10 protein-coding genes are annotated in these 12,407 nt (G+C 65.2%); 5 read left to right on the forward strand and 5 right to left on the reverse strand.

Going from position 1 to position 12,407, the window contains the following annotated elements; all coding sequences use genetic code 11:
* Window positions 1-82: 82 nt before the first annotated feature.
* Window positions 83-949: a type 1 glutamine amidotransferase gene (locus ADADO0_RS08960; RefSeq protein ID WP_511304779.1), complete on the forward strand. Its 867-nt coding sequence runs from the start codon at window positions 83-85 to the stop codon at window positions 947-949.
* A gap of 31 nt (window positions 950-980) precedes the next feature.
* Here ADADO0_RS08960 and ADADO0_RS08965 read toward each other — a convergent pair whose 3' ends face one another.
* The 5 genes from ADADO0_RS08965 to ADADO0_RS08985 form a co-directional block, all read right to left on the reverse strand.
* Window positions 981-1,886: a hydroxymethylglutaryl-CoA lyase gene (locus tag ADADO0_RS08965; protein WP_511304780.1), complete on the reverse strand. Its 906-nt coding sequence runs from the start codon at window positions 1,884-1,886 to the stop codon at window positions 981-983.
* Window positions 1,883-3,898 carry an acetyl/propionyl/methylcrotonyl-CoA carboxylase subunit alpha gene (locus tag ADADO0_RS08970; protein ID WP_511304781.1) on the reverse strand — a complete coding sequence of 672 codons (2,016 nt, stop codon included), beginning with the start codon at window positions 3,896-3,898 and terminating at the stop codon, window positions 1,883-1,885. The genes ADADO0_RS08965 and ADADO0_RS08970 overlap by 4 nt, the downstream gene beginning before the upstream one ends.
* The gene (locus ADADO0_RS08975) at window positions 3,895-4,671 is read right to left on the reverse strand and encodes an enoyl-CoA hydratase/isomerase family protein (protein WP_511304782.1); all 777 of its coding nucleotides are present in this window, start codon (window positions 4,669-4,671) and stop codon (window positions 3,895-3,897) included. The genes ADADO0_RS08970 and ADADO0_RS08975 overlap by 4 nt, the downstream gene beginning before the upstream one ends.
* 214 nt (window positions 4,672-4,885) lie before the next feature.
* Complete coding sequence (locus tag ADADO0_RS08980; protein ID WP_511304783.1) at window positions 4,886-6,493, reverse strand: carboxyl transferase domain-containing protein; 1,608 nt, start codon at window positions 6,491-6,493, stop codon at window positions 4,886-4,888.
* 158 nt (window positions 6,494-6,651) lie between these two features.
* Window positions 6,652-7,290: a TetR/AcrR family transcriptional regulator gene (locus ADADO0_RS08985; RefSeq protein ID WP_511304784.1), complete on the reverse strand. Its 639-nt coding sequence runs from the start codon at window positions 7,288-7,290 to the stop codon at window positions 6,652-6,654.
* A 273-nt stretch (window positions 7,291-7,563) separates the two neighbouring features.
* Here ADADO0_RS08985 and ADADO0_RS08990 point away from each other — a divergent pair, with 273 nt between their 5' ends.
* From ADADO0_RS08990 to ADADO0_RS09005, 4 genes are all read left to right on the forward strand, one after another.
* Entirely contained in the window at window positions 7,564-8,370 is an 807-nt protein-coding gene (locus ADADO0_RS08990) for an ABC transporter ATP-binding protein (RefSeq protein ID WP_511304785.1), read from the forward strand.
* Between the two features lie 10 nt (window positions 8,371-8,380).
* Window positions 8,381-10,327 (forward strand): long-chain fatty acid--CoA ligase, encoded by a 1,947-nt coding sequence (locus ADADO0_RS08995; RefSeq protein ID WP_511304786.1) that lies wholly within the window; start codon window positions 8,381-8,383, stop codon window positions 10,325-10,327.
* 169 nt (window positions 10,328-10,496) lie between these two features.
* Window positions 10,497-11,390, forward strand: a complete 894-nt coding sequence (locus ADADO0_RS09000; protein WP_511304787.1) for a branched-chain amino acid ABC transporter permease — start codon at window positions 10,497-10,499, stop codon at window positions 11,388-11,390.
* 3 nt (window positions 11,391-11,393) lie between these two features.
* Window positions 11,394-12,407: branched-chain amino acid ABC transporter permease (locus ADADO0_RS09005; RefSeq protein WP_511304788.1), on the forward strand; the 1,014-nt coding region annotated here is incomplete at its 3' end.

Below are 12,407 nucleotides of genomic sequence, written 5' to 3' on the forward strand. Positions count from 1 at the left end.
CGGAAAAGCCGGCCATATCCTCGCTTTCGTCAAAATCGGCGCTATTGTGCAAGGCACAGTTTCAATCACAGCTCTGTGTGCCATGTCCGCCGCTCGTCTGCTTGTCGTTGAAGGAAATACCGCCGAAGCCCGCGCCCGCCAGGTGCAATTCGGTGGCGAAGCCGCCAGTGAGGGCTACGCCCGGCTGCTGCGCGAAATGTTCCCCCATGCCGTGGTGGACATCTGCTATCCCGCCGACCCCGGCGCCAATCTCCCGGATTCCGGCGGGCTCGAGGGTTACGATGGCATCGCCATCACCGGCTCCTCGCTGAACATCTACAATCGCGACCCTGCCATTTCCCAGCAGATCGAACTGCTGCGGAGTGCCTTCACCACGGGAACGCCGGTATTTGGGAGCTGCTGGGGGCTTCAGCTCATCACGGTGGCCGCCGGCGGCGCGGTGCGGCGCAATCCGCGTGGCCGCGAGGTCGGCTTCGGCCGCCGCATCCGTCTCACGGAACATGGCGCGGGCCATCCGCTGTTCGATGGCAAGCCGACGGTGTTCGAGGCCATGACCGTGCACCTCGACGAGGTCGAGACCCTGCCCGAGGGCGCACGACTGCTCGCCAGCAACGACCATTCGGTGGTCCAGGCGGCCGAGGTGCCGGTGGGCAAGACCATGGCCTGGGGCGTGCAATACCACCCGGAATACCCGTTCCGGGAAATGGCGGCGATCTTCCGCCGCCTAAGCCCGAGCCTTGTGGTGGAAGGCTTCTTCCTGGACGAAGACGAGGAAGAAGCCTTCATTTCCGACATGGATAAACTGGAGCGCGACCCCACCAATCATGCACTGGTCTGGCGCAACGGGGTGGATGGCGCGGTGATCTCCAAGGAACTGCGCACCCTGGAGATCCGCAACTGGGTGCAGCATCAGGTCATACCGACCCGCGCGGCGCGCGGACGGGCATAGCACCGCCCGGCAACACCCCCGCGAATCAGCCTCAGCCTGCCTGAGCGGCCAATGCCTGCGCCACCTTCGAGGCTGGGCGGCGGCCGAGGGCGGCGGTGATGGTCCGGCCCGCTTCAGCCAGAGGAGCGAGTTCGACACCTGTTCGCACGCCGAGCCCGTCAAGCATATAGACAAGATCCTCGGTCGCGAGATTGCCCGAGGCGCCCTTGGCATAGGGGCAGCCGCCGAGACCGGCGACCGCACTGTCCACCACCGTGATGCCAAGATCGAGACAGGCCAGCACATTCACCAGGGCCTGCCCATAGGTGTCATGGAAATGCACCGCCGTGCGCTCAAGCCCGACCGCCCCTCCCACCGCTCCGGCCATGACCTTCGCCCTGTCCGGAGTGCCAACGCCGATGGTGTCGCCCAGAGAGACCTCGTAGCAGCCCATGGCCACCAGGGCCTCGGCCACCCGCACCACCTCGGAAACCGGAACCTCGCCCTGGTAGGGGCATCCAAGCACGCAGCTGATGTAGCCGCGCACCGGAAGTCCCGCCTCGGCGGCCCCCGCCATGACAGGCGCGAATCGCTCCAGGCTCTCGGCGATGGAGCAGTTGATGTTCTTCTGACTGAAAGCCTCCGACGCGGCGGCGAACACCGCCACTTCTTTGACTCCGGATGCAACCGCCGCTTCCAGGCCCTTCAGATTGGGCACGAGGACGGTGTGCCTCACGTCCGGGCGCGGGCGTATGGATGCGAGCACCTGCGCGGTGTCCGCCATCTGCGGCACCCATTTCGGCGAGACGAAGCTGCCGCTCTCGATGACACGCAGGCCGGCATCGGCCAGAGCATCGATCAGCGCCACCTTGGCCGCCAGCGGGACGATGCCCGGCTCGTTCTGGAGACCGTCGCGCGGTCCGACTTCGACGATGCGAACCTCCGGCGGCCGGCTCATAGGGCATCCTCCAGCACCAGGAGTTCCGCGCCTTCATCCACCAGATCGCCCACCGCAAAACGGACCGACTTGACCTGGCCCTCGCGCGGGGCGGCGACTGTGTGCTCCATCTTCATGGCCTCCACCACCACCAGCGCATCGCCTTTGGCAACTTGGTCGCCGGGCTTCACCGCGACGCGAATGATGGTACCGGGCATCGGGGCCACCAGCCGGCCGGCGGTGCCCGTCGCCTCGATAGAGGCAACGCGGGGGTCGATATGGTCGAGGCTGCGCTCGGCTCCCGCCGCGAACACGGTGAGCTTCTGCCCCGAGCGCACCACCCGCGCACGCATGCGCACACCATCAAGCCGCGCCGTGAGCGCGCCATCCGGGTCCATGACGCCCTCCACCGCCATCTGGCCGCCCGGCAGATCGAGCCGGAAGCCGTCCCGCACATAATGCGCCCGCACCGCGATGCGCTGCCCCTGGTCGGAAAACGTTAGGTCTACGAAGGCGGAGCGGTTGAGGCGCCAGCCTGGCGCAAGCCCCCAGGGCGAGAACGGGTCGGCGGCCTCGGCCGATTGCGCGGACAAGCGCGCCTCATCCAGAAGCACATGCAACGCCGCCAGCGCCAGATCGCGCTGAGCCAAAGGCACGGGGCCGGGCAGAAGCGTCGCGCGATACCGTTCGATGAAGCCGGTGTCGAGATCGGCGGCCTCGAAAGCGGGCTCCGCGACGATGGCCTGAAGGAAGGCGCGGTTGGTGGGCAGGCCGACCACTTCTGTGGCGGCGAGCGCGGCGCCCATACGCCCCACCGCCTCCGCCCGGTCGGCGCCGAAGGCGATGATTTTGGCGATCATCGGGTCGTAATGGATCGACACGCTATCCCCGGCTCGCACGCCGGAATCGACCCGCGCGCCGGGGATTGCGAACGGCAGGACGAGATGGTCGAGCCGCCCAACCTGGGGCAGGAAGTCCCGCTCCGGGTCTTCGGCATAGAGCCGGACCTCTATGGCGTGGCCGATCAGGGGGATTTCCTGCTGGGAGAGGGGCAGCTTTTCGCCCCGCGCCACCCGGACCTGCCACTCCACCAGGTCCTGGCCGGTGATGGCCTCGGTGACGGGATGCTCCACCTGGAGGCGGGTGTTCATCTCCATGAAGAAGAAGTGGCCATCCTCAGCGATGAATTCCACCGTGCCGGCGCCGACATAGCCCACCGCCTTGGCGGCATCCACCGCCGCCTTGCCCATGGCGGCACGGCGTTCCGGGGAGAGGCCCGGCGCAGGAGCTTCCTCCACCACCTTCTGGTGACGACGCTGGATCGAGCAGTCGCGCTCGTGGAGATAGACCGCGTTGCCGTGACTGTCGGCGAACACCTGCACCTCGATATGGCGCGGCCGGGTGAGATATTTCTCCACCAGCACCCGGTCGTCGCCGAACGCGCTTTTCGCCTCGCGCTTGGCGGAGGCGAGTGCCGCAGCGAACTCGCCCGCCGCGCGCACCACCTTCATGCCCTTGCCGCCGCCGCCGGCGGACGCCTTGATCAGCACGGGATAGCCGATCCGGTCCGCCTCGCGGGCGAGCAGCGCCTCATCCTGGTCGACGCCGTGATAGCCGGGCACCAGCGGCACGCCGGCGGTTTCCATCAGCGCCTTGGCGGCACTTTTTGAGCCCATGGCGCGGATTGCGGAGGCCGGCGGACCCACGAAGATGATGCCAGCCTTGTCGCAGGCGTCGGCGAAATCCGCATTCTCGGAGAGGAAGCCGTAGCCGGGATGGATCGCATCCGCACCGGATCGCCGCGCGGCGTCCAGGATGGCGTCGATCCTGAGATAGCTCTCGCGCGCCGGGGCGGGGCCGATGGGGTAGGCCTCGTCCGCGCTCTCAACATGCAGCGCGTGGGCATCGGCTTCAGAATAGACCGCGATGGTCTTGATGCCCATGGCGCGGGCGGTGCGCATGACCCGGACCGCGATCTCGCCCCGGTTGGCGATCAGCAGCGTGCGGATGGGCCGGTTGATGGGCCGGGTCATGATTGCCCCCATTCGGGTTTGCGTTTTTCCAGGAAGGCGGCGAGACCCTCGCGGCCGTCCGCGCTCGCCCGCTGGTCGGCAATGCGGCGCGCGGTATCGCCGATCACCTCGGCCGACAGGGGGCGATCCACCGCCGCCACCAGATCCTTGGCGGCCCTGAGCGCGGCAGGGCTTGCGGCCCGCAGCGCCTTGAGATGGCGGGCGATGGCGGCATCCAGATCATCCGCCGGCACCACCTCATGCACGAGGCCGAGTTCCAGCGCCGTCTCGGCGGAAAACCGCTCGGCGGTGAGGAAATAGCGCCGCGCCTGCCGCGCGCCCATGGCCCGAACCAGATAGGGGCTGATGACCGCCGGGATCAGGCCGATCCGCACCTCGGTCACGGCGAACAGGGCCTCCGGCACCGCCACCGCGATATCCGAACAGGCGATCAGGCCGATGGCCCCGGCAAAGGCCGAGCCGTGCACCCGGGCCAGCGTCGGCTTTGGGCAGGTGTCGATGGTGTGCATGAGCGCGCCGAGCGCCTGCGCATCGGCGAGATTCTCGGCGTGCGAATAGCCCGCCATGCGGCGCATCCAGTTGAGGTCGGCCCCGGCGCAGAACGAGGCGCCGTTGGCGCGGAGCAGGACGGCGCGCACCTGGGGGTCGGCAGCCGCGTCCGCATAGGCGGCGGTGAGCGCGGCGATCAGCGCATCGTCGAAGGCGTTGTGCACTTCGGGGCGGTTAAGGGTGAGAATGGCGACGCCGTCCTCGTGGGAAATGAGGAGGGTCATGATCTCTCTCCCCTCTCCCGCAACCTGTCCCCTCCCCCCTTGAGGGGGTGGGCTAGGGTGGGGCGTATGGCGCCGCCTGGACCACCCTTGCCGGAGCAAATGGAGAGATACCCCCCACCCCACCCCACCCCCTCAAGGGGGGAGGGAGGGAAACCTGCAGGGGAGGACGCACATTCCGCGAGGTCGGATAGGACCTTGCTTGTAAGCTTACCCATCACATCCGGAACACGCCGAAGCGTGTCTCCCTCGGCGGTGCATTCAGCGATGCCGACAAGGCAAGCGCCAGAACCATCCGCGTGTCGGCCGGGTCGATCACCCCGTCGTCCCAAAGCCGCGCCGAGGAATAATAGGGGTGGCCCTGGCGCTCATACTGCGCCTGGATCGGCGCCTTGAAGGCGGCCTCATCCTCGCCGGACCATGTGCCGCCCTTGCCCTCGATCCCATCGCGGCGCACCTGGGCGAGCACGTTGGCCGCCTGTTCGCCGCCCATGACCGAGATGCGGGAGTTCGGCCACATCCAGAGGAAGCGGGGATCGAAGGCGCGTCCGCACATGCCGTAGTTTCCAGCGCCAAAGGAATTGCCGATCACCACGGTGAACTTCGGTACGCTGGCGCACGAGACTGCGTTGACCAGCTTGGCGCCGTCCTTGGCGATGCCGCCGGCCTCGTACTTCCGGCCCACCATGAAGCCGGTGATATTCTGGAGGAACACCAGCGGTATCTGGCGTTGGCAGCACAGCTCCACGAAATGCGCGCCCTTCAGCGCGCTCTCGGAAAACAGGATGCCGTTATTGGCGATGATCCCCACGGGATAGCCAAAGATGCGCGCGAAGCCAGTGACGAGACTGGTGCCGTAGAGCGGCTTGAATTCATCGAAATCCGAGCCGTCGACGATGCGAGCGATGATCTGGCGCACATCGAACGGCTTCTTCGGGTCCTGCGAGACGATGCCGTAAATATCCTCAGCGTCGTACAGCGGCGCGCGAGGCACGGCGAGATCGAGCCCGTGGCTCTTGGACCGGTTGAGATCGGCGACGATGGTGCGGGCGATGCCGAGCGCGTGGGCATCATTCTCCGCCATGTGGTCGGCGACGCCCGAGGTGCGGGTGTGGACGTCAGCGCCGCCCAATTCCTCGGCGGTGACCACCTCGCCAGTGGCAGCTTTCACCAGCGGTGGGCCGGCCAGGAAGATGGTGGCCTGGTTTTTCACCATGATGGACTGGTCGGCCATGGCGGGCACATAGGCGCCGCCGGCGGTGCAGCTTCCCATCACCACCGCGATCTGGGCGATGCCTTCGGCCGACATATTGGCCTGGTTGAAGAAGATGCGGCCGAAATGCTCGCGGTCCGGGAAGACTTCGTCCTGGTTCGGCAGGTTGGCGCCGCCGCTGTCCACGAGATAGATGCAGGGCAGATGGTTTTCCCGCGCAATGGCCTGGGCCCGCAGGTGCTTCTTCACCGTGACGGGAAAATAGGTGCCGCCCTTAACCGTCGCATCATTGGCGACGATCATGCATTCGCGGCCCGAAACCCGGCCGATGCCGGTGATGATGCCGGCCGCCGGGATATCGTCGTCATACAGGCCGTAAGCGGCGAGCTGGGAGAGCTCGAGAAACGGCGAGCCGGTGTCGAGCAGGGTGCGGATGCGGTCGCGCGGGAGCAGCTTGCCGCGCTTCAGATGGCGTTCGCGGGCGACCGACCCGCCGCCCTCGGAGATGCGCTCCACATGGCTGCGCAAATCCGCCACGCTGGCTTCCAGCGCCTCGCGATTGCGCCGGAACGCCTCGGACCGGCGGTCGACCCCATCCTCGATGATGGCCATGAGCTGTCTCACCCCATGTGTATGGAAGACGGGCGATGGCCCAATGCGGCACATGGAGAGCGATCGGAAACCGATCCACGCGCGCCAATCCTCCGGGTGCCGATCCAGGCCGGCTTGGAAACGATCGTACGTTTTTTTCCTGGAAGCGCAAGAGGCTTTCAGGCGCTCGCGCGGCGGCGCCCGGTCTGTGCATTCACCCGCGCACCGGGGACGGCGACGCCCCCGACAACCAGATCGGTATAGATCGCCACCAGTTCGTCCTGGCTGAGGCGCCCGTCCGGGCGATACCACATGCAGATCCCGGTCAGCATGGAGATGATGGCATAGGTGGAGACCATCGGTTCCGGCACGCGAAACACCCCCTGGTCCGCACCCTCGCGCAAGGCATCCTCCAGCAGATGCTCGTAGCGCCGGCGCATTTCAACCGCGACCGCGCGATGCGCCTCGTCCAGTGAACGGATTTCCATATTGGCGATGAAGACGTGGGCGCTGCGCGTCATGTGATAGCGCAGATGGAAGTCGACGAACGCCTTTAAACGCTCCAGCGGACCATCGATCCCCGTCATCGCCGCCTCGGCATTGGCGATCAGGTCTTCCATATGGTCGCGAACGATATCGAACAGCAGGCTCTGCTTGTTCTCGAAATATTTGTAGAGCGACCCGGACTGGAGGCCGACCTCAGACGCAAGCTGGCGCAGGCTCATCGCCTCGTAGCCGTGCTTATAGATGAGTTGGACGCCCGCCTGGCGGATGGCCTTCGCGGTCCGTGCGCCGTTGGAACCGACTGTGCGCGCCATCTGACTTCCGACCTGCGGATCGGGCCTTGCCTGCCCTGAGCACCGGGTGTTGGATGAATGCCGCTCGATGGAGCGGCGCGACGTACAGTGAGCGCGCCGTTCCCGCGACGCAAGCCGGGAAAGGCAAAAAGAGCCTTGACCACGGGAAAAAAAGAACGTTCGATTGTTTCCTAGAATAAGCTCGACGGCATGATCGAGCGATGCACCTCCCGCTAGAGGAGGGCTGAAAAGGGAGGGAGAGCGCAAAGCGCCTCCCATTCGAGGGAGGAAGAGTTGGGCGCCGCACTCCTGGACGTGCGTGATATTTCGTTGCGCTTCGGCGGCCTCCGGGCGCTGAACGAGGTCGGCTTTCGCGTCGACAAAGGCGAGCTGTTCTCCATCATCGGCCCCAACGGCGCCGGCAAGACATCGCTCCTCAACTGCATCTCCGGCCGATACTCCCCTCAGGAAGGGGCCATCGCCTTCGAGGGCCGGGACATCACGCGGCTGAAGCCCAACAAGCGGGCTGCCATCGGCATCGGCCGCACGTTCCAGAACCTCGCGCTGTTCAGCCATATGAGCGTGCTGGACAACATCATGGTCGGCCGCCACCACCTCCTGAAGAACAACCTGTTCACCGGCGCCCTCTACTGGATCGGCGGGGCGCAGAAGGAGGAGTTGGAGCACCGCCGGAAGGTGGAGGATGTGATCGACTTCCTCGACATCCAGCATGTGCGCAAAGCCACCGCCGGCACCCTGTCCTATGGCCTGCGCAAGCGGGTGGAATTGGCCCGCGCCGTGGCGCTGGAGCCCAAGCTGATCCTCCTCGATGAGCCCATGGCGGGCATGAATCTCGAGGAGAAGGAGGACATGGCCCGCTACATCGTCGATCTCAACGAGGAATGGGGTATGACCATCATCATGATCGAGCACGACATGGGCGTGGTGATGGACATTTCCCACCGCGTCATGGTGCTCGATTTCGGCCGCAAGATCGCTGAGGGACTGCCAGAGACCATTCTCGCCAACCCGCATGTGAAGAAGGCCTATCTCGGCGAGGACGACCCCTTGCTCGAAGAACCCGAAGCCCTGCCGGCGTGAGCATGATCCGATGAACACACCCGCAGCCCTGCCGGACCTTAGGGTCCACGACACCTTCCCCAAGCTGCTGGAGCTTCACGCGCGGCAGCACCCGGACGACATCTGGCTGCGCGAGAAGGATCTCGGCATTTGGAACGCCTACACCTGGAAGCAGGTGGCGGAGCGGGTGCGGCGCATGGCGCTCGGGCTGGAGGTTCTCGGCGTGAAACGCGGCGACGTGGTGGCGCTGATCGGCGACAACCGGCCCGAATGGCTGATGGGCGAAATCGCCGTCCATGCGGCCGGTGCCATGAGTCTGGGCATATATCGCGACGCGCTGGCGGACGAGGTGGCCTATCTCGTCACCCATTCCGACGTGTCGGTGATCCTGGCGGAGGACGAGGAGCAGGTCGACAAGCTGCTGCAGCTCGAAGATCGCATCCCCACCGTTCGCCACATCATCTATGCCGACCCGCGCGGTCTGCGGAAATATGAGGATTCCCGCCTTCTCTCCCTGAAAGACCTGGAAGAGACCGGCGCCGTCCGCCACGCCGCCGCGCCGAACCATTATCCCGCATTGGTCGCGGGCGGATCGGGCGAAGAGATCGCCATCCTGTGCACCACGTCGGGCACCACCTCGCATCCCAAGCTCGCCATGCTGACCTCGGCCGCGCTGATCCGCCATTGCGGCGCCTATCTCGCCGCCGACATGCGCGGGCCGGACGATGAATATGTCAGCGTGCTCCAGATGCCGTGGATTATGGAGCAGATCTACGCCTTCGGTCAGGCACTTATCTCTCGCATGAAGGTGAACTTCGTCGAGGAGCCCGAAACCATGATGGCGGACATGCGCGAAATTGGCCCCTCCTTCGTGCTGTTCGCACCGCGCGTCTGGGAGCAGATCGCCGCCGATGTGCGCGCCCGCATGATGGACGCCTCCCTGCTGAAGCGAACCCTGTTCGATCTCGGTATGAAGCTCGGCCTCAGAGCGCTGGACCAGGGGCGCCGCTCGCGCCTCGCGGATGTCATCCTGTTCAGCGCATTGCGGGACCGTCTCGGCTTTTCCCGGCTGAAGTCCGCCGCCACCGGCGGCGCGGCGCTGGGGCCGGAAACCTTCCGCTTCTTCCTGGCGCTCGGCGTGCCCATGCGTCAGCTTTACGGCCAGACGGAACTGCTCGGCGCCTACACCATCCACACCGCGAGCGACGTGGACTTCGACACCGTGGGTGTGCCGATGGAGGGGGTGGAACTGCGCATCGACGATCCAGACCCAAACGGGCTGGGCGAGATCGTCACCCGTCATCCCAATATTTTCTCCGGCTATTACCGGAGCGAGGAGGAGACCGCGAAGTCGCTTTCCGAGGGCGGCTGGATGCACACGGGGGATGCCGGCTTCCTCAATGCGCGCGGCCACCTCGTGGTGATCGACCGGGTCCGCGACATGGCCTCGACCGCCCATGGCGACCGTTTCTCGCCGCAATACATCGAGAACAAGCTGAAATTCTCGCCCTATGTGGCGGAAGCGGTGATCCTCGGCGATGGGCGCGCGCAGCTCGCCGCCATGATCTGCATCCGCTTCCCGATCGTGGCGAAATGGGCGGAGAAGAACCGCATCGCCTTCACCACCTACACCGACCTTGCCGCCCGCGCCGAGGTGATCGCGCTGCTGCGGCGCGAGGTGGATCAGGTGAACAAGACCCTGCCGGAAAAGCAGCGCATCTCGAAATTCCTGCTGCTCTACAAAGAGCTGGACGCCGACGACGGCGAACTGACGCGCACCCGCAAGGTGCGGCGCGGTGTAATCAACGAACGCTATGGCGACATCATCGACGCCATGTATCGCGGCGATCCGAAGATCGACGTGGATACCACGATCACCTTTCAGGACGGCACCAAACAGCGCATTCGCACAGTGCTGAACGTGGTGGACCTGGACATCGCCGCGCCCATACCGGCGGCAAAGCGGAGGGCGGCGTGATGGACTGGTCCGAGCACGCAACGCTGAATCCTCCCCCCTTGAGGGGGAGGGCAGGGTGGGGGGTATCTCTCCAATTGCCCTTGCAGCCCAGCACCAAGCCGCACCATACCCCCCACCCCAACCCTCCCCCTCAAGGGTGGAGGGAGTCAGTGCGCGCGGGAGGGTTCCGATGAACACTCAGCTTCTCTTCCAGCTCGTCATCAACGGGCTCATCATCGGCACGCTCTATGGCGTGGTCGGCATGTGTTTCGTGCTGATCTACAAGGCGTCCCAGGTGGTGAACTTCGCCCAAGGCGAGTTCCTGCTGATCGGCGCCTGGACCTGCTGGTGGCTGCTCACCTATTGGCAGATCCCGTTCTTCTGGGGCTTCCTGGTCTCGCTCGCCTTCATGATGCTGTTCGGCCTCGCCCTACAGATCATCGTACTGCGCCCGCTGATCGGGGAACCCGTGATCTCGGTCATCATGGTGACGATCGGCCTGTCGATCTTCTTCCAGGCGCTGATGAAATGGATGTTCGGCACCTTCGCCCAGCCGTTCCCCCCGGTCTTCTCCGTGACCAAGGTGGATGTGTTCGGGCTCCAGGTGCAGACCGCCTATCTCATGTCGACCGGGGTGAGCCTTGCCATCATGGCCGGCTTCGCCTGGTTCTTTAAGTATTCCCGCATGGGCCTCGCCATGCGCGCCACCGCCTTCAACCAGCAGGTGGCGCAGTCGCTCGGCATTTCGGTGCGGCAGGTATTCGCTCTGTCATGGGGCATATCGGCGGCGGTGTCGGCGGTGGCAGGGGTTGTGGTCGGCATCGTCAACGGCGTTTCCTCGGCGCTTTCCTTCTTCGGCATCAAGGTTTTCCCGGCCGTCATCCTGGGCGGGCTCGACAGCGTGCTCGGCGCGGTGGTGGGCGGGCTGATCATCGGCGTGCTGGAGAATGTCGCGCACTATTTCGACAGCCAGTTCCTCAAATGGGGAAATCTCTACGAGATCGTCCCCTTCTACGTCCTGATCGTCATCCTGATGATCAAGCCCTACGGGCTGTTCGGCACCCGTGACATCGAGAGGGTCTGAGCCATGGCCGCCGAATCCATGCGCCCCTGCGGCGACTTCCGCACCACCTACCGCGCCGACCAGACGATTTTCTCGACCCGGCTGACGTTCGCCTTCCTGGTCGGAGGGATCATCCTGCTCGCGCTCGCGCCGCAGGTGCTGAGCAACTACCATTTGAGCCTGCTGATCCAGATCGGCTATCTCGGCATCGCGGCGCTCGGCCTGAACATATTGGTCGGATTCTCCGGCCAGATTTCGATCGGCCATGCGGTGTTCTTCGGCTTCGGGGGCTTTGCCTCAGTGTTTCTCGCGGAGCACGGGGTGCCGGTGCCGCTCGCCATCATCTTGGCCGGCGTGTGGACCACGGTGGTCGGACTGATCTTCGGCCTGCCGGCGACGCGGGTGAAGGGTCTCTACCTCGCCATCGCGACGCTCGCGGCCCAGTTCATCCTCCAGGACTTCTTCGTTCGCGCCACTTGGTTCACCGGCGGCACGTCGGGCGCGGTGGCACCGCCATTCGAGATCTTCGGTTTCGATATGTCTGGGGACCGGCGTTATTTCTACGTGGTGCTGGTGTTCGTGGTGGTGATGTATCTGTTTGCCGCGAACCTCATGCGTACCCGCGACGGGCGGGCGCTGATTGCGGTGCGCGACCATTATCTCTCGGCCGAGATGATGGGGGTGAACCTTGCGAAATACCGCACCATGGCGTTTGGCATCGCCTCGTTCTACGCCGGCATCGGCGGGGCGCTCTATGCCCATTACATCGGCTACATGTCGGTCGAGGGGCTCGACATCCTGTTCTCGATCCAGTTCCTCGCCATGATCATCATCGGCGGCTTGGGATCGATCATGGGCTCGCTCCTCGGCACCGCTTTCATGGTGCTGCTGCCGGAACTGACCGGCGCGCTGGCCTCCGCGCTCCAGGGCAGCGCCATCGACAAACTGCTGCATCTCAAGGACGGCATCACCTACCTGCGCGAGATGCTGATCGGCGCCACCATCATTCTGTTCCTGATGTTCGAGCCGGACGGGCTC

Origin of the sequence: Aquabacter sp., assembly GCF_965279295.1 — a bacterium.
Taxonomy (GTDB): domain Bacteria; phylum Pseudomonadota; class Alphaproteobacteria; order Rhizobiales; family Xanthobacteraceae; genus Aquabacter.